At 60.3% G+C, this 21,697-nt stretch carries 20 protein-coding genes; 5 read left to right on the top strand and 15 right to left on the bottom strand.

What is annotated here, in order from left to right:
* Position 1: 1 nt before the first annotated feature.
* Both ACA067_RS16940 and ACA067_RS16935 read left to right on the top strand, forming a co-directional pair.
* Entirely contained in the window at positions 2 to 1,498 is a 1,497-nt protein-coding gene (locus tag ACA067_RS16940) for a benzaldehyde dehydrogenase (protein ID WP_497457637.1), read from the top strand.
* 156 nt (positions 1,499 to 1,654) lie between these two features.
* Positions 1,655 to 2,902, top strand: coding sequence for an OprD family porin (locus ACA067_RS16935; RefSeq protein WP_497457636.1), 1,248 nt, complete (start codon positions 1,655 to 1,657; stop codon positions 2,900 to 2,902).
* A 96-nt stretch (positions 2,903 to 2,998) separates the two neighbouring features.
* On the opposite strand, the gene paaZ is transcribed toward ACA067_RS16935, so the two are convergent.
* From paaZ to paaF, 15 genes are all read right to left on the bottom strand, one after another.
* Positions 2,999 to 5,053 carry a phenylacetic acid degradation bifunctional protein PaaZ gene (gene paaZ, locus ACA067_RS16930; RefSeq protein WP_497457635.1) on the bottom strand — a complete coding sequence of 685 codons (2,055 nt, stop codon included), beginning with the start codon at positions 5,051 to 5,053 and terminating at the stop codon, positions 2,999 to 3,001.
* A 58-nt stretch (positions 5,054 to 5,111) separates the two neighbouring features.
* Complete coding sequence (locus tag ACA067_RS16925) at positions 5,112 to 6,365, bottom strand: OprD family porin (protein WP_497457634.1); 1,254 nt, start codon at positions 6,363 to 6,365, stop codon at positions 5,112 to 5,114.
* A 34-nt stretch (positions 6,366 to 6,399) separates the two neighbouring features.
* Complete coding sequence (locus ACA067_RS16920) at positions 6,400 to 8,046, bottom strand: cation acetate symporter (RefSeq protein WP_497457633.1); 1,647 nt, start codon at positions 8,044 to 8,046, stop codon at positions 6,400 to 6,402.
* Positions 8,043 to 8,351: a DUF485 domain-containing protein gene (locus tag ACA067_RS16915; protein WP_497457632.1), complete on the bottom strand. Its 309-nt coding sequence runs from the start codon at positions 8,349 to 8,351 to the stop codon at positions 8,043 to 8,045. Before ACA067_RS16915 ends, ACA067_RS16920 begins: the two co-directional genes overlap by 4 nt.
* Positions 8,352 to 8,526: 175 nt before the next feature.
* On the bottom strand, positions 8,527 to 9,603 hold the full coding sequence (gene paaE / locus ACA067_RS16910) for a 1,2-phenylacetyl-CoA epoxidase subunit PaaE (protein WP_497457631.1): 1,077 nt from the start codon (positions 9,601 to 9,603) through the stop codon (positions 8,527 to 8,529).
* Positions 9,604 to 9,636: 33 nt separating this feature from the next.
* Positions 9,637 to 10,170 carry a 1,2-phenylacetyl-CoA epoxidase subunit PaaD gene (paaD, locus tag ACA067_RS16905; RefSeq protein ID WP_426117210.1) on the bottom strand — a complete coding sequence of 178 codons (534 nt, stop codon included), beginning with the start codon at positions 10,168 to 10,170 and terminating at the stop codon, positions 9,637 to 9,639.
* Positions 10,157 to 10,918, bottom strand: a complete 762-nt coding sequence (paaC, locus tag ACA067_RS16900; protein WP_497457630.1) for a 1,2-phenylacetyl-CoA epoxidase subunit PaaC — start codon at positions 10,916 to 10,918, stop codon at positions 10,157 to 10,159. Before paaC ends, paaD begins: the two co-directional genes overlap by 14 nt.
* An 8-nt stretch (positions 10,919 to 10,926) precedes the next feature.
* Positions 10,927 to 11,208 carry a 1,2-phenylacetyl-CoA epoxidase subunit PaaB gene (gene paaB / locus ACA067_RS16895; protein WP_007943393.1) on the bottom strand — a complete coding sequence of 94 codons (282 nt, stop codon included), beginning with the start codon at positions 11,206 to 11,208 and terminating at the stop codon, positions 10,927 to 10,929.
* A gap of 27 nt (positions 11,209 to 11,235) precedes the next feature.
* Positions 11,236 to 12,225 (bottom strand): 1,2-phenylacetyl-CoA epoxidase subunit PaaA, encoded by a 990-nt coding sequence (paaA, locus tag ACA067_RS16890; RefSeq protein WP_426117205.1) that lies wholly within the window; start codon positions 12,223 to 12,225, stop codon positions 11,236 to 11,238.
* 266 nt (positions 12,226 to 12,491) lie between these two features.
* Positions 12,492 to 13,817: a phenylacetate--CoA ligase PaaK gene (gene paaK, locus ACA067_RS16885; RefSeq protein WP_497457629.1), complete on the bottom strand. Its 1,326-nt coding sequence runs from the start codon at positions 13,815 to 13,817 to the stop codon at positions 12,492 to 12,494.
* A 99-nt stretch (positions 13,818 to 13,916) separates the two neighbouring features.
* Positions 13,917 to 15,128 (bottom strand): 3-oxoadipyl-CoA thiolase, encoded by a 1,212-nt coding sequence (pcaF, locus tag ACA067_RS16880; RefSeq protein WP_497447574.1) that lies wholly within the window; start codon positions 15,126 to 15,128, stop codon positions 13,917 to 13,919.
* On the bottom strand, positions 15,121 to 15,570 hold the full coding sequence (gene paaI / locus ACA067_RS16875) for a hydroxyphenylacetyl-CoA thioesterase PaaI (protein ID WP_426117199.1): 450 nt from the start codon (positions 15,568 to 15,570) through the stop codon (positions 15,121 to 15,123). The genes pcaF and paaI overlap by 8 nt, the downstream gene beginning before the upstream one ends.
* Positions 15,563 to 17,080, bottom strand: coding sequence for a 3-hydroxyacyl-CoA dehydrogenase PaaH (gene paaH / locus ACA067_RS16870; RefSeq protein WP_497457628.1), 1,518 nt, complete (start codon positions 17,078 to 17,080; stop codon positions 15,563 to 15,565). The genes paaI and paaH overlap by 8 nt, the downstream gene beginning before the upstream one ends.
* Before the next feature lie 3 nt (positions 17,081 to 17,083).
* Positions 17,084 to 17,875: a 2-(1,2-epoxy-1,2-dihydrophenyl)acetyl-CoA isomerase PaaG gene (gene paaG / locus ACA067_RS16865; protein ID WP_497462792.1), complete on the bottom strand. Its 792-nt coding sequence runs from the start codon at positions 17,873 to 17,875 to the stop codon at positions 17,084 to 17,086.
* Positions 17,876 to 17,925: 50 nt separating this feature from the next.
* A complete protein-coding gene (gene paaF / locus ACA067_RS16860) occupies positions 17,926 to 18,699 on the bottom strand; it encodes a 2,3-dehydroadipyl-CoA hydratase PaaF (protein ID WP_497457627.1) in 774 nt (257 codons plus the stop codon).
* Positions 18,700 to 19,071: 372 nt separating this feature from the next.
* On the opposite strand from paaF, the gene paaY reads away from it, so the two are divergent.
* From paaY to feaR, 3 genes are all read left to right on the top strand, one after another.
* The gene (gene paaY, locus ACA067_RS16855; protein ID WP_497457626.1) at positions 19,072 to 19,671 is read left to right on the top strand and encodes a phenylacetic acid degradation protein PaaY; all 600 of its coding nucleotides are present in this window, start codon (positions 19,072 to 19,074) and stop codon (positions 19,669 to 19,671) included.
* A gap of 79 nt (positions 19,672 to 19,750) precedes the next feature.
* On the top strand, positions 19,751 to 20,674 hold the full coding sequence (gene paaX / locus ACA067_RS16850) for a phenylacetic acid degradation operon negative regulatory protein PaaX (protein ID WP_497447571.1): 924 nt from the start codon (positions 19,751 to 19,753) through the stop codon (positions 20,672 to 20,674).
* 103 nt (positions 20,675 to 20,777) lie between these two features.
* Positions 20,778 to 21,692 (top strand): transcriptional regulator FeaR, encoded by a 915-nt coding sequence (gene feaR / locus ACA067_RS16845; protein ID WP_497457625.1) that lies wholly within the window; start codon positions 20,778 to 20,780, stop codon positions 21,690 to 21,692.
* The last annotated feature ends 5 nt before the right edge of the window (positions 21,693 to 21,697 follow it).

Raw genomic sequence — 21,697 nt, 5'->3', positions numbered from 1 at the left:
TATGGCAACCACTAACCTTCAAAATCAATATGCGTCTATTGCCGAATTCATGGACGAGCAACGCTGGAAAGCACGTTTTTATACTGGAACCTGGCAATCGACCGAGAACGAAATGCAGGTGAATGAGCCCGCCACCGGTGAGCGCCTGGCAACCGTAGGGATTGCCAGTGCGGCGGACGTTGCACGCGCCGCACTACGCGCCAGGCAAGCCCAGTCGGGCTGGGCGGCTACACCTTTCGATCAGCGCGCGGCGATACTGCGGGAGGCGGCGCGGCTTCTGCACCAGGAAGCCGAGAGCTTCATCGAATGGAATATCCGTGAGTGTGGCGGCGCTCGTTTCAAAGCCGAGTGGGAGCTCAGTGTTTGCGTCGAACAGTTGCAGATGGCCGCTGCCATGCCAATGCAAGCCAATGGCGAAGTATTCCCCACGAGCATGCCAGGGCGAACCAATATCTGGCGTCGGGTGCCGATGGGGGTTGTCGCCGTCATCTCTCCCTGGAATTTCCCGTTGCTGTTGTCCTTGCGCTCGATTGCGCCGGCGCTCGCCCTGGGTAATGCGGTGCTACTCAAACCTTCGGAATTCAGCAGCGTGACCGGCGGTCTGTTGCTGGCACGCTTGTTCGAACTGGCGGGTGTGCCGCAAGGGGTGTTTCAAGTACTTCCCGGTCTTGCAGAAACTGGTTCTGCACTGGTCAGCGATCCTTCAGTGAAAATGATTGCCTTCACTGGTTCGACGGCTGTGGGTCGTAGGATTGCCGAAACCTGCGGCGCATTGCTCAAGCGGTGTTCGTTGGAACTGGGAGGCAACAATGCCCTGATCGTGTGTCCTGACGCAGACCTCGATGCGGCCAGCTCCTCAGGTGCCTGGGGCTCGTTCCTGCACCAAGGGCAGATCTGCATGCAGGCAGGAAGGCACATTGTTCATCGCAGCGTGGCCTTGGCCTACACAGAAAAACTCAGGGAACGGGCGGAGCGTCTTGTCTGCGGGAACCCCTTTACCCAAACCGTGCAACTTGGGCCACTGATCAACGCCCAACAGCGCGACCGCGTACATGGCCTGGTACAAGACGCCATCCACCAGGGAGCGAGGTTGGTCACCGGGGGGGAATACAAGGATCTGTGTTACCGGCCGACGGTACTGATCGACGTCACGCCGGAGATGCCAGTGTTCAAGGACGAGATTTTCGGGCCGGTCGCGCCCATCGTCGTGTACGACGATATCGAGGAGGCCTTGGCGCTGGTCAATGAGTCGTCATATGGATTGGCGGTTGCCATTCATACCGGCAATGCCATGCGCGGCTATGAATGGGCAGGGCGTATTCACAGCGGCATGGTGCATGTGAACGACCAGACGGTGAACAACGAATTCCAGGTGCCTTTTGGCGGCATGGGGATTTCCGGTTACGGCGGCCGTTACGGTGGCCCGGCGAACTTTGATGAGTTTACCGAGCGTCAGTGGGTCAGCTTGATGAACGATCCGATCCAGTACCCGTTCTAGCGCACTTTCCTGCCGTTGGGAGACAGGCGCGATAGCAGCGATTGCGCCTTCTATACAAAAAACCAATGAATCCGGCGAGGCCTTGCATTCGCAGGGGCTCGGCTGTGCGCTGCATTTCAGTTTTTGCAGAACAACAATAAGAAAGGAATATGCGTCATGAAAGCTTCTGTTCGTCTTGGTACTTTGGGCTCTTTGTTGACCTTCGTAATCGCTCCCGCAGTGAAGGCTGATGCCCTGGAGGACAGTCATCTCAACCTCGGCTTGCGCAACTTTTACGTCGACAGGGACTTCAAGCAGAGCAATGCCCCCAAGTCTCGTGTCGGCAGTTGGAGCCAGGGCTTCGATTTGCAATTCAAGTCGGGTTATACCGATGGCCCGATCCAGTTTGGCCTGGACGCCGCCGGACAGTTTGCCTATCGGCTCGATGGCGGTGGAGGGCGGGCGCCGGACACCGTGTTGCCCTACGATATGAGCACCGGCGAACCGGTTCGTGACTATGGTCGTGCCGGCCTTACCGCCAAAGTGCGGATGTCCAACACCGAAGTCCGCGTGGGCGAGCTACGCCCAACCTTACCTGTGGCCTACATGGATGACTCCAGGCAGCTGGTCACCACCTTTGAAGGGGCGACCATTGAGTCCCGGGAGTGGTCGAAACTGACCTTGAACGCCGGTAGATTCTGGAAGATATCCACGCGCGAATCGTCCAATCGGGAAGACATCTACCTGTTCGGCGACAGTCCTGCCCAGAGCAGCGACGGACTCAATTTCGCCGGTGCGCGTTACGACTTTACCCCTGCGCTCAACGCCACCTATTACTTCGGTCAACTTGAAGACATCTACCAGCAACATTACCTCGGGCTCGCGTACACCTTGAGTTTTGGGGACGGTTATAGCCTCAAGAACGATGTCCGTTACTACAACAATCGCGAGGAGGGGAAGCAGCTGTCGGGTGACCTCGATAACCGATCGCTGGGCCTTATGACGGCGCTGAGGAAAGGAGGAAACACCTACACGCTCGCTTATCAACGCATGTTCGGTGACGACGCCTTCCCGCTACTCAATGGCTATGCGCCGCAGCCTTATCTTGTGAACTGGTCGACCGTCGCTTTCTACAAAGCCAGCGAGCGCTCCTGGCAAGCGCGTTATGACTACGATTTCGCCGCGCTGGGTGTTCCGGGCCTCAAGTTCATGACCCGTTATCTACGCGGCGTCGACATCAACCGTGGAGCTAACCTTGCGGATAACGTCGAGAGCGAACGCAACTTCGTCATGTCTTATGTGGTGCAGAGTGGTCCGCTTCAAGGGCTGGGTTTCGAGGGGCGCAACATCAAGGTGAAGACACGCTACGGTGCCGACTTCGATGAGAACCGGCTGATCACGACTTACACATGGAAGTTCTGGTAGGCATAACAGCGTTGGTGATCGAGAGGCGAGTAGTTGTCCGCAACAGAAAGAAAGGGATTACCTCATGAGAGAGATAATCCCTTTCAGGTTGTGGTTTTACTCCTCGCGCTTCACCACCAAGGTCAAAATGTCATAACTGGCAACCAGTTCGCCCAACTGGTTAGTGACTTCCACGTCCCACGCGACTACACCTTGCGGGATGCCTTGCGGGCTCTTTTTGCCCTGATCGATTTTGCGTTTGCAGGTCAGGCGCGCCTGAATCGTGTCGCCGATGCCCACCGGAGTGATAAAGCGCAAAGTATCCAGACCGTAATTGGCCAGAACCGGGCCGGGTGCTGGCGACACGAACAGGCCCGCCGCCGCCGACAGCACGAAGTAACCGTGGGCGATGCGTTTGCCGAATTGCGATTCCTTGGCGGCGATGTCATCGAAGTGCATGTAGAAATGATCGCCGGACAGGCAACCGAAGTTCACCAGATCGGCTTCGGTCACGGTGCGACGGTGGGTCAGCAGCGATTCGCCGATCTGCAGGTCCTGGAAGAACCGGCGGAACGGATGCACCTCGGTTTCGATGACCTTGGCGCCCCGCACGTATTCGCCGGTGACCGCCGCCAACATGGTCGGCGAGCCTTGCACCGCCGCGCGTTGCAGGTAGTGTTTCACCGCGCGCAGACCACCGAGTTCTTCACCCCCGCCGGCACGACCCGGGCCGCCGTGTTTGAGTTGTGGCAGGGGCGAACCGTGGCCGGTGGATTCGGCGGCGGATTCGCGGTCCAGCACCAGCAAACGGCCGTGCCAGGCAGCTGCCACCGGGATTGCCTTGGCGGCGATCTGCGGATCCTTGGTGATCAAACTGGCCACCAGACTGCCTTTGCCGCGAGCGGCCAGGACCAGTGCTTCGTCCAGATCGTCGTAGGCCATCAGGGTGCTGACCGGGCCGAACGCTTCGATGTCGTGGGCGCCACCTTCGGCGTGAGGGTCGCGGGCCTGCAACAGAGTTGGCGCGAAGAACGCACCCTGGTTGACGTTTTCACCGCGCGGCTCGAAACCGTCGCGGGCGCCGAACAGCATATCGCTGCTTTGCAGTAGGCTTTCCAGGCGTTCGGCAACGTCTTTTTGCTGATCGTGAGAGGCCAGCGCACCCATGCGCACGCCTTCCACCGACGGGTCGCCGACCACGACTTTCTTCAGGCGATCGCGCAAACGGCTGGCGACCGCATCGATGTGTTTGGCCGGCACAATCGCGCGGCGAATGGCGGTGCATTTCTGCCCTGCCTTGGTGGTCATTTCCCGAGCGACTTCCTTGATGAACAGCTCGAATTCTTCGTCGTCCGGCGTCACGTCCGGGGCGAGGATCGCGCAGTTCAGCGAGTCGGCTTCAGCGTTGAACGGCACCGAGTTGCGGATCAGGTTCGGATTGACCCGCAGTTTGGCGGCGGTGTCGGCCGAGCCGGTGAAGGTCACCACGTCCTGGCCTTGCAGGCGATCCAGCAAATCACCGGTGCTGCCGATGATCAACTGCAAACTGCCCGTCGGCAGCAAACCGGATTCGTCCATCAGCCGTACCACGGCTTCGGTCAAATAGCTGGTGGCGCTGGCCGGTTTGACGATGCACGGCATGCCGGCGAGAAAGCTCGGTGCGAACTTTTCCAGCATGCCCCAGATCGGGAAGTTGAAGGCGTTGATGTGCACCGCCAGGCCGCCGCGAGGCACCAGAATATGCGTGCCGGCGAAGGTGCCCAGTTTGCTCAGCGGCATGGCCGGGCCTTCGTGGACGATGTTGCCCGACGGCAATTCGCGCGAGCCGAGGCTGGCGTAGGTGAACAGCGTGCTGTTGCCGCCTTCGATGTCGATCCAACTGTCGGCGCGGGTCGCGCCGCTGTGGTGCGAGATGGCGTAGAGCTGTTCCTTGCGTTCGCTCAGGTACAAGGCCAGGGCCTTGAGACGTTGCGCCCGTTGCTGGAAGTCCAGCGCCATCAGGCCGCTGACGCCTTGGCGACGACCGTGCTCGACGGCTTCGGCGAAGTCCGGACGCTCTTCATGGGTGCGTGCGATTTCATGGCCATCGATGGCGCTGCGCAGCACCTGAGCGCCGTGTTGGCCGATCCAGCGACCGGCGATGAAACTTTGCAGGGTAGGGGCGTGAGGCATCACGATTCCTCCAGGTTATGAAAGGTGTTGACGCGGTTGCGACCGCGCCATTCAGGGATTACCAAAGCGCCACGGTGTAACCGACAATCAGCCGGTTTTCATCGATGGCGGTACTCAAGCCATTGCCGGAACGGAAGGTCACGTTGCGCCAGCGAAGGCTGACGTCCTTGAACACGCCGCTCTGGATGACGTAACTGATGTCAGTGTCGCGTTCCCGCTCGCGGCCGTTGTCGACGCTGCCGGATTTAACGTGGCGACCGTCGGTGTAGCGGGTCATGAAGGTCAGGCCGGGGATGCCTTGCGCCGCGAAGTCATAGTCGTAACGCAGCTGCCAGGAGTCCTCGTCGGCGCGGGTGTAGGTGTTGTAGGTCACCAGGTTGACCACGTAGGGATCGCCGCCGTTGAGGAACGGAAAGGCGCTGTCGCCGGACAACTGCTGGTACGTGGCACTGACTTTGTGGGCACCGTGGGACACGGTGAACATGCTGTTGAAGTTGCGGTTGTCGATACGTCCGGCCCGCTCGGCGCCATCCCCTCGGCTGTCGAAATAGCGCAGGTCGCTGCGCAGGTTGAAACCGTTGCCCAGCGGCTGGGTATGCACCAGCCCGACGAACTGTTGGCGATAAATCTGATCGAGCTTGCCGTAGTAGTAGCTCAGGTTCAGCTGCGGGCTGAAGGCGTAGCTGCCGCCGGCAAAGTCGAAGTGATCGCTGCTGGCGGCGCCGTAGCCGATGTCATCGTTGCTGGACGAGTCCCGCAGGTTGGCTTTGGTCAGGCGCCCGGCATTTACCGTCAGGCCACTGATTTCCTGGCTGGTGAGCAGGCCACCCTCGAAGGTCGAACCCAACAGGCGGGTGTCGTTGTAGGTAGCCACCGGCAGCAACGGTTGCAGAGTGCCGAGCTTCAGTACGCTTTTGGATACTCGCAGCTTGCCGGTCAGCCCCAGTTGGCTGAACTCGTCCGCAGGTTCATGGCTGCTCGGGCCATAGGGCAGCAGCCCGGTGCCACGGCGATCCGGGCTGGAATCGAGCTTCAGCCCCAGTTCCCCAAGCGCGTCGAGACCGAAGCCGAAGGTGCCGTCGGTGAACCCGGACTCGATGCGCGCCGTGAACCCCTGGGCCCATTCTTCAGCCTTGGATTGTGGCGCGTTGTCCTGACGGAAATCGCGATTGATGTAGTGGTTGCGCATTTCAATACGGGCCTTGCTGTCGTCGATGAAGTCGGCCATGGCGCTAGTGGCGACCATGGGCAGACTCAATGCGGCGGCTAACGAAAACAGTGATTCGTAGGATGCGGTACGCGCGGGCTTCATTATTTTTATTCCCTGCCATCAGATCGATTGTCGTTTAGTGCTTGCTGGCGCCGGAGGCACCGATGCCGGTCATTGAACGGATGAACTGCGCCAGGTAACGGCCACGCTCAAGGGCCGCACGGGGTGAGGTGTCGGTGACGGAAAACACCCAGGCACTAAAGAAGGCCAGGCTCATGGAGAACAGTGCCGGGTTGGAGTAGGGGAACAGCGCCTTGTCGTGATGAAACACGTTGACCCACACCGCCGGGCTTAGCACCAGCAGGACAATCGCCGAGATCAGCCCCGCCAGACTGCCGGTCACCGCGCCGCGGGTGGTCAGGCCTTTCCAGTACATCGAGAGAAACAGCACCGGGAAATTCACCGACGCGGCGATGGCCAGCACCAGTCCGGACAGGAACGCGATGTTCTGCGACTCGAACAACAGGCCGAGAATGATCGCCAGGACACCGATGCACAGCGTGGCAATCCGCGAGACGCGAATCTCCTGTTGTTCGCTGGCCTGGCCTTTGCGCATTACGCAGGCATACAAATCGTGGGATACCGCCGAGGCGCCGGACAACGCCAGTCCGGCCACCACCGCCAGAATGGTGGCGAAAGCGACGGCCGAGATGAACCCGAGAAACAGGTTGCCGCCCACGGCTTGCGCAAGGTGCACGGCGATCATGTTGCCGCCGCCGATGATCGCGCCGTTGGCATCGCGGAACGCTGGATCGGTGCCGACCATGACGATCGCACCGAAGCCGACAATGATCAGTAGCAAGTAGAAATAACCGATAAATCCGGTGGCGTAGAACACGCTTTTACGCGCTTCCTTGGCATCGCTGACGGTGAAGAAACGCATCAGGATATGCGGCAGGCCGGCGGTGCCGAACATCATGCCCAGACCCAGCGAGATTGCATCGATCGGGTTCGACAGCAAACCGCCGGGCGCCATGATCGCGTTACCCTTGGCGTGCACGGCAGTGGCCCCGGCGAACATCGCTTCGGTGCTGAAACCGAAATGCTTGAGCACCATGAACGCCATGAACGTGGTGCCGAACAGCAGCATCACGGCCTTGATGATCTGCACCCAGGTGGTGGCGAGCATGCCGCCGAAGGTCACGTAGAACACCATCAACACGCCGACCAGCATGACCGCGTAGAGGTAATCGATGCCGAACAACAATTCGATCAGCTTGCCGGCGCCGACCATCTGCGCCACCAGGTACATCAGGGCCACGGTCAAGGTGCCGAAGGCCGAGGTCAGGCGCACCGGGGTTTGTTCCAGGCGATAGGAGACCACGTCGGCAAAGGTGTATTTACCGAGGTTGCGCAAGCGTTCGGCGATCAGGAACAGAATGATCGGCCAGCCCGCCAGTACGCCCAGCGCGTAGAGCAAGCCGTCATAGCCATTGAGGAACATCATCGCCGAGATGCCCAGAAAGGACGCCGCGGAGATCATGTCGCCGGCAATCGCCAGACCGTTCTGGAAACCGGTCATGCCACCGCCCGCGGTGTAGAAATCGCTGGCGGAGCGAGTACGCAGAGCGGCCCAGCGCGTCACACCGAGGGTGAACAGCACGAACACCAGGAACATGCCGATCGCGGTCCAGTTCAGCGGGCGGGACGCGCCGTCGGCCGCTGCCGCAAAGTCAGTGACAAAGGCCAGAGGTAGCAGGAATAACGCAAGAAGCCGGCTCATCGGGCGCACTCCTGTTTGAGCTTTTCGTTGAGCGGATCGATCACGTTGTTAGCGCGATAGACGTAGAAACCGGTCAATGCGAACGCCAGTGCCACGATCACCACACCCACCAACATGCCCACGGTGGTCACGCCACCGCTCAGGGATTGGCCGAGGGTGGCGGGGGAGAACGCCACCAGTAAGACGAAGCCGAAATAGATCACCAGCATGATCAGCGACAGCGACCAATACAGGTTCTGTTTACGGCGTACCAACTGGATGAAGTCGGGGTTCTGGCGGATGAGTTCTACGTCTTTGGGTGTCATGGCGCGCTCTCTGTTGTTGTTTTTGTTGTGGGTAAAGCAGGTTCTGGGTTACGGCGCAGTCTCTGTGGAGCGTGGCTTGCCCGCGAAGAGGCCATCAGATTCAACATGGTGTCGCCTGATACTCCGTCTTCGCGGGCAAGCCCGCTCCCACAGGGAATGTGCAAAGCCTGGGGAATCAGAGCTGATCGAAATCCAGCACCACTTTGTCGCTCACCGGAAACGCCTGGCACGACAGCACATAGCCGGCGGCCACTTCGTAATCTTCCAGGGCATGGTTGCTGTCCATTTCCACTTCGCCTTCGATGACCTTGCATTTGCAGGTCGAGCACACGCCGGCCTTGCACGAGTAAGGCAGTTCGGCGCCTTGGGCGTTGCCGGCGTCGAGGATGCTCTGGCTGTTGCGTGGCAGGTCGAAGGCCAGGGCGCGGCCGTCGCTGATGACGGTGATCTGGCTGACGGCGGCATCAACCTGCCGAGCCGCCTCGCGGGCCTCACGTTTTTGCTGGCTGCCGACGGCAGCAAACAGTTCGAAATGAATGCGCTCAGGCGGCACGCCTTTGGCTTTCAGGCTGTCGCGCACGGTTTCGGTCATCTCCTGCGGGCCGCAGATGAAGGCCGCGTCGAGGGTTTTGACGTCGAGCCAGCGAGAGAACAGTTGCTCGCATTTCTCGGCGTTGATCCGGCCGTTGTACAGGTCGACATCCTGCTGTTCGCGACTGAACACGAAGATCAGATTCAAGCGTTGCAAGTAGCGGTTTTTCAGGTCTTCGAGTTGTTCGCGAAACAACGCGCCGGAACTTGAGCGGTTGCCGTACAGCAGCGTGACGCGGCTGTGCGGCTCGGTTTGCAGAGTGGTCTTGATGATCGACAGGATCGGCGTGATGCCGCTGCCCGCCGCGACCGCCAGGTAGTTGCCATGGCGGGTCGGGTCGAGCTCGACATGAAAGTGCCCGGCCGGCGGCATCACTTCCAGGCTGTGCCCGGCCTTCAACTGCTCATTGGCAAATGCCGAGAAACGCCCGCCCGCCACGCGCTTGATGGCGATGCGCAGTTCACCGTCGTTGACCCCGGTGCAAATCGAATAGGAACGGCGCACTTCTTCGCCGTCCATCTGGGTGCGCATCACCAGGTGTTGGCCTTGGGTGAAGTGAAAACTGTCTTGCAAGTGCTGCGGAATCTCGAAGGCGATGGACACCGCGTCACGGGTCTCTGCGCGCACATCCTTGATGGTCAGGCTGTGAAATTTACTCATTTTTATTCTCCAGCTGGGACGGCCGATTGCCGCTCAGATGCACTTGAAATAGTCGAACGGTTCCCGACAGTCGCAGCAGCGGTACAGTGCCTTGCACGCGGTGGAGCCAAACTCGCTGAGCACTTCGGTATGTGCGCTGCCGCATTGCGGACAGACGATCACCGGGCTTTCGCCGAGCAGGCTGCGCTTGCTGGTGCTGCCGTTTGGCGGCGCAATACCGTAGGCGCGCAGACGTTCGCGACCGCTGTCAGTGATCCAGTCGGTGGTCCAGGCCGGGGTCAATTTGCGTTCCAGTTGCGGCGCTTTGAACCCGGCGAGTTCCAGCGCCTCGCGGATATCGCTTTCGATCACTTCGGTGGCGGGGCAACCGGAGTAAGTCGGTGTGACCACCACGTGCAGATGTCCGGCCTGCCAGTCGAGATCGCGAACGATGCCGAGGTCGACCACGCTGACCACCGGCACTTCCGGGTCCATGACCTCCGCCAAAATCGCCCACGCGGCGGCCAGGTCGGTCGGTTGAGCCGGCCGGGCGCCGAGGTCGCTGGCGATCAGCTCACCAGGTTGCATCGGGGTACGCTCGTGGCAGGAACTGCATTTCGGCCAGCAGGATGCCCAGGTGTTCGGTGTGCAGGCCCTTGCGCGCATTCAGGTAGAAATAGCTGGGTGCGACCGGCACGGGCAGGGTGGCGCTGGCAAAAATCTCGTTGACCTTGGCTTGCCAGGCGGCAGCGACTTGCGCGGCGTCCGGGGTGATGCCGGCTGCATGCAAACGTTGTTCGCTGTCATCGGCACTGGTCAGTTCAATGGTGAAGCGCCAGACCTCGGGGATCGCCGCGAGCATGCGCTTGTGGCTCTCCTCGGTGCCGTCACCCAGACGCTCGACCCACTCGCCGGAGCGGCGCAGGTGATAGGTCACTTCCTTCACGGCTTTGGCGGCGATCCCGGCGATGCGTTCATCGCTGGACTGGCTCAGGCCGCTGAGCACTTGCAGGTGCCAGGCGTCGTAGAGGAACTGTTTGAGGATGGTCACCGCGTAATCGCCGTTGGGTTGTTCCACCAGCAGCAGGTTGCGGTAGGCGCGCTCGTCGCGGCGGAAGGCCAGATGATCGGCATCGCGGCCGTCGTCCAGCAGTTCGGCGGCATACTCCAGCCAGTTGCGCGCCTGGCCCACCAGGTCGAGGCCGACGTTCATCAGCGCCAGTTCTTCTTCCAGTGCCGGTGCCTTGCCGCACCACTGGCACAGGCGCTGGCCCTGGATCAGGGCGCTGTCGCCGAGGCGCAGCAGGTGTTCGATCAGATCAGTCTTGTTGTCCATGGTCGACCTCACATGTGCCCGACTTCGGCCGGCAGCTCGTAGAAGCTGGCATGGCGGTAAACCTTGTCGTCCGACGGGTCGAACAGCGGGTCTTTCTCATCCGGCGACGAAGCGGTAATTAGCGCCGAGGGCACCACCCACAGGCTTACGCCTTCACTGCGGCGGGTGTACAGTTCGCGGGCGTTTTCGATCGCCATCGTGGTGTCGGCGGCATGCACGCTGCCGACATGCTTGTGGTTGAGGCCGTGCTTGCTGCGCACGAAGACTTCAAAAAGGGTCCATTCAGACATTTCAGTGACTCCACATCAGGGGGCCGATCAGGCGGCGTTCTTGTTCTGTTTTTTACGAGCGTGGGCGACCGCGGCTTCGCGGACCCAAGTACCGTCTTCAATGGCTTTGCGGCGGGTGGCGACGCGTTCCTGGTTGCACGGGCCGTTGCCCTTGAGCACTTCGTAGAACTCGCTCCACTGGATTTCGCCGAAGTCGTAGTGGCCGCGCTCGGCGTTCCACTTCAGGTCCGGATCGGGGCAGGTGCAACCCAGCAGTTCCAGCTGCGGGATGGTCTGGTCGATGAAGCGCTGGCGCAGTTCGTCGTTGCTCTGGCGCTTGATTTTCCAGGCCATGGACTGGGCGCTGTTTGGCGAGTGTTCGTCGCTTGGACCGAACATCATCAGCGACGGCCACCACAGGCGATTGATCGCGTCCTGGACCATGTCTTTTTGCGCCTGATTGCCGTGGCGCATCATGGTCAGGAGGATTTCGTAACCCTGGCGCTGGTGAAAACTTTCTTCCTTGCAGATCCGCACCATGGCCCGGGAGTAGGGGCCGTAGGAGGTGCGCTGCAACACGACCTGATTGACGATCGCGGCGCCGTCCACCAACCAGCCCACGGCGCCCATGTCGGCCCAGTTCAAGGTTGGGTAGTTGAAGATGCTGGAGTACTTGGCCTTGCCGCTGTGCAGTTTGGCGATTTCTTCATCGCGGTCGGCGCCCAAGGTTTCCATGGCGCTGTAGAGGTATAGGCCGTGGCCGGCTTCGTCCTGAATCTTCGCCATCAATTGCAGTTTGCGTTTGAGCGATGGCGCGCGGGTGACCCAGTTGCCTTCGGGCAGCATGCCGACGATTTCGGAGTGGGCGTGCTGGGAGATCTGCCGGATGAGGGTTTGGCGATAGGCATCGGGCATCCAGTTTTTGGCTTCGATCTTGATTTCTGAATCGATTTTTTCCTGGAAAGCGCGTTCCTGGTCGGACATCTCCGCCAGGTCTTTTATGCGCTTGACGCCGGTTTCAACGAGCTGTGCGTACATGGGGGGTCTCCCGCCGTGAATCTGTTTGATGGCATAGAGAACTTTATAAGCGATACGGAAATTAATATCAAACACAAAATATAGTGTCGTATGTGTTTTTGTATCGCTTTGGGATGAGTGGTTGTTTTTGGGGGGGGGTTATGTATGCGTATCCGTTTCTTCGGTAACGGCGGCCCTACGCCGCCGTCACCTAAGAAATGGATATACACCCAATACAAAATCCAAAAAAAAACCCCGCCGAAGCGGGGCCATAAAGGGTGCAGCAGTCATCCTTTGGGACGCTTATCCATCACATGACAAGCCTTCCCCTCAGACCGCTTGATCGAATGCATAGGCTGCAAAACAATCCGCGAACTGATCCCGATATACGTCTTGATATGCCGACTCAACTCCGCACACACAGCCTTCTGCTGGTCATCCCCCCAATGCTGATGTTCAGCCTTGAGCTCCACATGCACATCGACGCTATCCAGGTTGCCATTGCGATACAGATGAATCTCATAACACTCCGCAAGCTGTTTGATTTTCAGCACCTGTTCCTCAATCTGCGTCGGAAACACGTTAACGCCACGAATAATCAACATGTCATCACTGCGCCCGGTGATCTTGTCGATACGCCGCATCGGCCGCGCAGTGCCCGGCAGCAGGCGAGTCAAGTCGCGGGTGCGATAGCGGATCATCGGCAGCGCTTCTTTACTCAGCGACGTAAACACCAGCTCGCCCATCTGCCCGTCCGGCAGCACTTCACCCGTGACCGGATCGATGATTTCCGGGTAGAAGTGGTCTTCCCAGATCGTCGGCCCGTCCTTGGTTTCGGCGCATTCCATGGCGACGCCTGGCCCCATGATTTCCGATAGGCCGTAGATGTCCAGGGCGGTAATGCCCAGGCGATTTTCGATGGCGCTGCGCAGCTCGGCGGTCCAGGGTTCGGCGCCGAAGATGCCCAGGCGCAGCGCAAGTTTGTGCGGGTCGATGCCCTGACGCTCGATTTCATCGGCGATGTTGAGCATGTAGGACGGCGTGACCATGATGATGTCTGGCTGGAAATCCTTGATCAGCTGCACTTGCTTTTCAGTCTGCCCGCCGGACATCGGAATCACCGTGCAACCCAGGCGTTCGGCACCGTAGTGGGCGCCGAGACCGCCGGTGAACAGGCCGTAACCATAGGAAATATGCACTTTGTCGCCACGTCGGCCACCCGCCGCGCGGATCGAGCGGGCGACCACGTTGGCCCAGGTGTCGATGTCGTTCTGGGTGTAGCCAACGACGGTCGGTTTGCCGGTGGTGCCGCTGGAAGCATGCAGGCGCACTACGTCATGCATCGGCACGGCGAACATGCCGTAGGGGTAGTTGTCGCGCAGGTCGGATTTGGTGGTGAAAGGAAACTTCGCCAAGTCTTCCAGCGACTGGATGTCATCCGGGTGCACACCCAGCGCATCGAAGCGTTGACGGTACAGCGGCACGTTCTGATACGCGTGTTTAAGGCTCCAGCGCAGACGCTCCAGTTGGAGCTGGCGGAGTTCGTCGATGCTGGCGGTTTCAATCGGGTCCAGCACTGGATCTAGCACGGCTTTGGCAATTGGTATGTTCATAACTTCACTCGAATTATTTTTGTGTTTCAGCCCTTTCGCACAAGGGCTTAGAGTGCATGCCCCAAGGATACCTCTCGGCTCCCCGGGAATCGCGTTTCTTTAGTCGGACAGGCGCTCGATGATCAGCGCGATGCCCTGGCCAACGCCGATGCACATGGTGCACAAGGCGTAGCGACCCTGACGTTCTTCCAATTCATGCAGGGCGGTGGTCACCAGCCGTGCGCCGCTCATGCCCAGCGGATGACCGAGGGCAATGGCACCGCCGTTGGGATTGACCCGCGGGTCGGTGTCGCTCAGGCCGAGTTCGCGCAACACCGCTAGGCCCTGGGCGGCAAAGGCTTCGTTGAGTTCGATCACGTCCATGTCCGCCAGACTTAAGTTCGCCAGTTCCAGTACCTTGCGCGTCGCCGGCAGCGGGCCGATGCCCATGATCCGTGGTTCGACGCCTGCGGTGGCCATGGCGACGACCCGGCCGCGAGCCTTCAGGCCGTGGCGTTTGGCGACTTCCGGGCTGGCCAGCAACAGCGCGCAAGCGCCGTCGTTGACCCCGGACGCATTGCCGGCGGTGATGCTGCCACCTTCGCGAAACGGCGTGCCGAGCTTCTGCAACTGCTCAAGCGTGGTATCGCCGCGCGGGTGTTCGTCATGCTCGACGACTTTGCCCGGGCCTTTGCGCTGGGGGATTTCTACCGCGACGATTTCCTTGGCCAGGCGGCCGCTGGCCTGAGCCGCGCCGGCACGTTGCTGGCTGCGCAGGGCGAAGGCGTCCTGATCGGCGCGGGAGATGTTGAACTGCTCGGCGACGTTCTCGGCGGTCTCCGGCATGGAGTCGATGCCGTAGGCTTTTTTCATCAGTGGATTGACGAAACGCCAGCCGATGGTGGTGTCGTAGATGTGCGCATCGCGGGAAAACGCTTGCTCGGCCTTGCCCATCACCAGCGGTGCACGGGACATCGATTCGACACCGCCGACCAGCATCAACCCGGCCTCGCCACAGCGAATCGCCCGGGCGGCGGTGCCGATGGCATCCAGTCCGGAACCGCATAGACGGTTGAGCGTGGTGCCGGGCACGCTGACCGGCAATCCGGCCAGCAGCGCCGACATGCGCGCGACGTTGCGGTTGTCTTCGCCGGCCTGGTTGGCGCAGCCGTAGATCACGTCATCAACGGCATTCCAGTCGACTTGCGGGTGGCGGCGCAGCAATTCGCGCAGCGGCACCGCGCCGAGGTCGTCGGCGCGCACGCTGCTCAAGGCTCCGGCGTAGCGGCCAATCGGGGTCCGCACCGCGTCGATGATCAAGGCGTCATTCATTCGGGTTCTCCTGCGTCAGCACAGCGCCGCGCACTTTGTAGGATTTGCCATGGAACAGCGCGATGAGCTGGCCCAGTTGGTTTTCAATGCGTACGTCATAGTTGCCGGTGCGACCGCAACGGCTTTGCTCGATGCAGTCGGCATTCAAGGTGTCGCCCAGGCGCGCCGGGGCGATGTAGTCGATGCTGCAGCCGATAGCGACCGTGGCCTCGTTGTAGCTGTTGCAGGCAAAGGCAAACGCCGAGTCGGCGAGGGCAAACAGGTAACCGCCGTGGCAGGTGCCGTGGCCTTGAATCATGTCGGCGCGCACGCTCATGCCCACGCGGGCTGCACCTGGCGCCACCGAGAGCAGGCGCATGCCCATTGCCTGACTGGCGGCGTCGCGCTTGAACATTGTTTGCGCGCAGGTGCTGGCCAGGTTCATCGCTTCGTGGTTAGTCATGAAAATTTCTCCCTTCGGCGACCCGGCGGCGCAATAGCAGCGACGGCCGATAGCGTTCTTCGCCATAACTGGCTTGCAGGTTTTCCAACACCTTAAGGACATGCGAAAGCCCGATGGCATCGGCCCAGGCAAGGGGACCTTGGGGGTAATTGACGCCGGCGCGCATCGCCAGGTCGATGTCGCTGGCTGAGGCGACGTCTTGTAACAAGGCGTCGGCGGCTTCGTTGGCGAGCATGACCACGGTGCGAAGTACGGCAAGGGCAGGGCTGTCGCTGAGTTGGCTGACTTTCAGGCCGGCCCGCTGCAGCAGAGCGACACCCTGTTGAAGGGCGATGTCATCAATGTTCTCGCAATAGCTGATAGCGATTCGACTGGACTGTGCGTAGTCGAACACCAGGTCCAAAAGGATCAGGTTGTGCAGGCCTTCTTCTTTGGCGCGTTGGCAGGCCATGCGCCCGTCGCTCAGTGCCAGTACGGCGTCACCGACCCGCAGCAATCCGCGGCCATCGCGCTGGATAACTTCAACACCTTGCTCGCGCAAGCGTGAAATCAGAGGTTGTGCTATGCCCAGGTTGCCTTCCGCGACACACGTTTCAACGGGCCGCTTGCTAATGATTGACGCGGGATCGGGGCGTTCGGCAGCTTCGCCGTAGCTGTAAAAGCCTTGGCCGCTTTTTCGTCCCAGGCGCCCGGCGTCCACCAGTTCTTTTTGAATAAGCGAGGGCTGAAAGCGGTTATCACCGTAATAGGCATCAAACACCGAGCAGGTCACGGCATAGTTGACGTCATGGCCAATCAAGTCAGTCAATTCGAACGCGCCCATGGCGAAGCCGCCGGCATCGCGCATCAGCGCATCCAGTGTCGGATGATCGGCGGCACCCTCCTGAAGCAAGCGCAGGCTCTCGGCATAGAATGGTCGGGCCACGCGGTTGACGATAAAGCCTGGCGTCGAGCGGGTATGCACCGGTTTTTTGCCCCAGGCCCTGGCGGTGTCGTACAGGCAGGCCGCCAGGGCTGGATCGCTGGCCAGGCCCGAGACGATTTCCACCAGCGCCATAACGGGTGCCGGGTTGAAGAAGTGCAGGCCTAGCAGGCGTTGCGGATGGCGCAGTTGCGCGGCGATGCTGGTAATCGACAGTGACGAGGTGTTGCTGGCCAGGATGCAGTGCTCGCCGCAAATGTCTTCCAGCTGCCGGAACAGGGCACGTTTGACCTCAAGGTTCTCGACGATAGCTTCGATAATCAGTGCGCAATCGGCCAGGGCTTCGATGTCTTGCACGGCTTGCAGGCGAGCAAGGGTCGCGCTGCGGGATTCGGCGGACAGCTTGCCGTTCTCGACGCGTTTACCCAACTGTCGGTCGATGCCATCGATGGCCTGGGCGGCGGCGCCCGGACGATTGTCCAGCAACAGAACCGAATGGCCGGCCTGTGCCGCGACCTGGGCAATGCCGGCGCCCATGGCCCCGGCGCCGATCACCGCGATGCGTGTGTTGGTATCCAGTACAGTCATGATTCAGCGCCCCTTGAAATTTGGGCTGCGTTTTTCCATGAAGGCGCTGACCCCTTCACGGTAATCCTCGCTGCGCCCGGCCAGGCGTTGCAGGTCTTTTTCCAGTTCCAGCTGTTCATCAAATGTGTTGCTCAAGCTGGCATTGAGGCTGCGTTTGATCAGCGCCAGACCGTAGGTCGGTTGCGTGGCCAGGTGGCGGGCGAGCGTCAGGGCTTCGTTGCGCAGTTCGGCATCGTCGACGACCCGGTAGATCAAGCCCCATTGCTCGGCCTGCTCCGCCGTCAGGCGATTACCGAGCAAGGCAAGCGCCTTGGCGCGGGCCATGCCGACCAGGCGCGGCAGCGTCCAGGTGCCGCCGGAGTCGGGAATCAGGCCGATTTTGCAGAAGGCTTGAATGAAACTCGCCGAGCGTGCGGCCAGGACCAGGTCGCAGGCCAGGGGAATGTTGGCGCCCGCGCCGGCCGCCACGCCGTTGACCGCGCAGATCACCGGCAGCGGCAGGTCGCGAAGTTGGCGGATCAGCGGGTTATAGAACTTCTCAATGGACTCGCCAAGATCCGGCACAGCACTGTCCGGCGCGACATTGCGGTCGCTGAGGTCTTGCCCGGCGCAAAAGCCGCGCCCTTCACCGGTCAGCAACAGGACGCGCACGTCCGGGTTCTGTCGGACCTGTTTCAACGCTTCCTTCACTTCGCCATGCATTTGCGCATTGAAGCTGTTGAGCTGGTCCGGTCGATTGAGGCTGAGCAGGGCGACGCCGGCCTCGACGGAAAACAGGATGTGTTCGTAGTTCATGGTCATGGCGCTCTCTGAGAGGTCGTTCGAATCAGTGACTGATGGCCGGGTTACTGGCCGGTGAAGGTCGGCGTGCGCTTTTCCTGAAAGGCCCGGATGCCTTCATCACGGTCGCGGGTGCCGGCCAGCACGGTGAACGCGTGGCGTTCGAAACGCAGGCCGCTGGCCAGGTCGGTGTCCATCGCCTTGAGCAATGATTCCTTGGCCAGACGCACGGCCAGCGGTGCTTTGCCGGCAATGGTGCGGGCGATTTGCAGGGCGCGTTCGACGGTGAATTCCGGTTGGGTCACTTCACTGACCAGGCCGGCGCGTTGGGCCTGGCGGGCATCGATCGGCTCGCCGGTCAGCACCATTTGCATGGCCATGGATTTGCCGACGGCGCGCAGCAGGCGTTGGGTGCCACCGGCGCCGGGCATGATCCCGAGGTTGATTTCCGGCTGACCGAAACGGGCGTCCTCGCCCGCAATGATGATGTCCGCATGCATCGCCAGTTCGCAGCCACCGCCGAGGGCGAAGCCGTTGACGGCGGCGATCAGTGGTTTGTTGAAGCGGGTGATGGTCTGCCACGACGCTTGGCGCGGGTCATCGAGAATGCCGACCAGATTGCGTTCGGCCATTTCCTTGATGTCGGCGCCGGCCGCGAAGGCTTTGCGGCTGCCGGTCAGGACCACGGCGCGGGTATCGGGATCGGTTTGTGCGGCGTTTAGTTCATCCGCCAGTTCGCCGAGCAATTCGGTGGTCAGGGCATTCAGCGCTTGCGGGCGCTGCAGGGTAATCAGGCGGACGCCCGGCTCGATGAACTCGACAGCAAGGGTTAGAGGCATGGCGGATGCCCTCACGGTGCACGCTCGGCTGTAATGCCGGCTCATTATTGGATCGGCTCGGTGGGCCGGTTTTGCCTGAGTATACCTATAACGTGATACGTAAATACAATAGTAAAACTGATTTAATGTGTCTTATTGATGGCTGGTGTGCGTTTTTATGGCGGTCTTATGAGGAGGGTGATGACCAGATAATCGCCAGTTTTATTGGTTTCAATGGCTTAGGTAGACGCATCGCTGGGCCTTCTTCAAGCGCCGAAATTAAGTGATACGGTTTTTTTGTCTTTGTGCTGGTAAAAGCGATGTGATACAAAATGACTCCATATCGGCATCGCTTTGTAAATACACCCGGCATTGCGCTTAAAGGAACGTCCCATGACTTGCTACAGCCTCGATGGCTTGACCCCGGTGGTTGATCCCACTGCTTACGTTCATCCGTCGGCCGTCCTGATCGGTGACGTGATTGTCGGCCCCCATTGCTACGTCGGGCCGCTGGCCAGTCTGCGCGGGGACTTTGGGCGGATCGTGCTGGAAGAGGGCGCCAATCTGCAGGACACCTGCGTGATGCACGGTTTTCCAGACAGCGACACCGTGGTCGAGCGCAACGGCCATATTGGTCATGGTGCGGTGTTGCACGGTTGCCGGATCGGCGCCGATGCGCTGGTGGGCATGAATGCGGTGGTGATGGATAACGCGCGCATTGGCTCTCGCTCATTTGTTTCGGCAGCGGCCTTCGTCAAGGCCGGATTCGAATGCCCCGAGCAGTCACTGGTGATGGGCGCGCCGGCCAGCGTCAAGCGCAGCCTCAGTGATGAGGAGGTGTCGTGGAAGCAGGCGGGCACCCGCGAATATCAGCAACTGGCCAAGCGCTGCCTTGAGCAGATGCAGGTCTGCGAACCGCTGACCGAGCCGGAACCCGATCGCCCACGGATCAGCGATAGCGGTTTGCGGCCCAAGGGGGCGGTGGCGCTATGAGCATGCAGCGCAACAGCACGGTGGTCACGCGGGCCGGTCGCCGGGTATATTTCAGCCTTTTTTCCTGTCTGGTACGCCCATGTCGTCCCTTGCTCCGTTGAATTCTCTTATCACGCGCTTTCAGGAGCAGACGCCGATCCGCGCCAGCTCGTTGATCATCACTTTGTACGGGGATGCCATTGAACCCCACGGCGGTACAGTCTGGCTAGGCAGTCTGATCCAGTTGCTCGAGCCTATCGGTATCAACGAACGGCTGATCCGTACCTCGATCTTTCGCCTGACCAAGGAAGGCTGGCTGACCGCCGAGAAAGTCGGTCGCCGTAGCTACTACAGCCTGACCGGCGCTGGTCGGCGCCGCTTCGACAAGGCCTTCAAGCGGGTGTACAGCTCCACAGTGCCGGCCTGGGACGGTTCCTGGTGTCTGGTGATGCTCTCTCAGTTGACGCAGGAAAAGCGCAAGCAAGTGCGTGAAGAACTGGAGTGGCAAGGTTTTGGTGCAATTTCGCCGGTAGTACTGGCTTGCCCACGCAGCGACCGAGCTGACGTCAACGCGACCTTGCTCGACTTGGGGGCTCAGGAAGAGACCATCGTTTTTGAAACCACCGCCCAGGATGTGTTGGCGTCCAAAGCGCTGCGCATGCAGGTGCGCGAGAGTTGGAGCATTGAGGAACTGGCGGCCCACTACAGTGAGTTCATTCAGTTGTTTCGCCCGCTCTGGCAAGCTCTTCGCGAGCAAGAGAATTTGCAGCCTTCGGACTGCTTCCTGGCGCGAGTCCTGCTTATTCATGAATATCGAAAGTTGCTGCTGCGCGACCCGCAGTTACCCGATGAGCTATTACCCGGGGACTGGGAAGGGCGTGCGGCACGGCAGCTGTGCCGCAATATTTACCGGTTGATCTACACCAAGGCCGAAGAGTGGCTGAACAGTGCACTGGAAACGGCCGACGGCCCGCTGCCGGACGTCGGTGAAAGTTTCTATCGGCGTTTTGGCGGGCTTAAATAGCCTGCCATCGTTCAGGGAGTAATCGCTGTTCAGGAGATCCGAAGCGTCCCGATTTATCGTGGATTGGCGTAGAAAATAAAAATAAGCCTGCGTGAGGCCTGACATGATTTCTACAATTGCACATCGCCGTGATGGGTTTGATCAGTGGATCCATCAGATCAATCAGATCTGCGGCGCCTTCAACGCACAAACCCTCGGCGCTGAGTTTTCCGGCCAGATCCGGGAATACCAAAGCGGTGCGCTGAAGCTCAGTTTTGTCGATGCCTGCCAGGCTCGGCTGTACCGCACACCGCTGGAAGTCGCCGCTGGTGAAGAGGGGAAATACTTTGCGGTATTCCAGCTCGATGGCACTGCCGGTATGGCCCAGGGCGACAATCGGGTATCACTGTCAGCCGGTGATATCACGCTGATTGACGCTTCACGCCCCAGCGACTTCACCTACAGCGAGAACTCGCGGCAGTTGTCGCTGATTCTGCCGTACCCGTTGGTTGAGCAGACCCTGCGCTTCAATCAAGTCAAGTGCGGTCATCGGATTGCTGCGACTTCACCCATCGCGGTGCTTTCTCGCCACCTGATACTGGATGCCACTCGCCAGAAAAACCTGAGCCAGCAGGAAAGCGAAGCGACCTTGCTGGCCGTTGTCAGCCTGCTGCGCCCGGCTATCAGCTATACAGAAGACTGCAGTGATTTGCATGAACGGATCTTTCGCAAAACCCTCGACTACATTGATGATCATATCCGTTCGGAAGACCTCTGCCCTGAATGGCTGGCGCGGGAAGTCGGCATATCGACCCGTGGGCTCTATCGGATGTTTGCCAAGAAGGGGCTGGTGGTCGCGCGCTACATCAAGAATCGCCGACTGGATTTGTGCGCTGAATCCCTGCGCCAGTCGGGCATGGAGCAGAAGTTGTCGGTACTGGGTTACTCGTGGGGGTTCTCCGATTCGAGCTACTTCTCCACGGCGTTCAAATCCCGCTTCGGGATTTCTCCTGGGGAATACCGCAAGCAACACGCTTGATTGCA

This window comes from Pseudomonas sp. LBUM1674 (assembly GCF_059695635.1).
The sequence above is the reverse complement of the archived record's forward strand: the minus strand, read 5'-3'. Positions and strand labels throughout refer to the sequence as shown.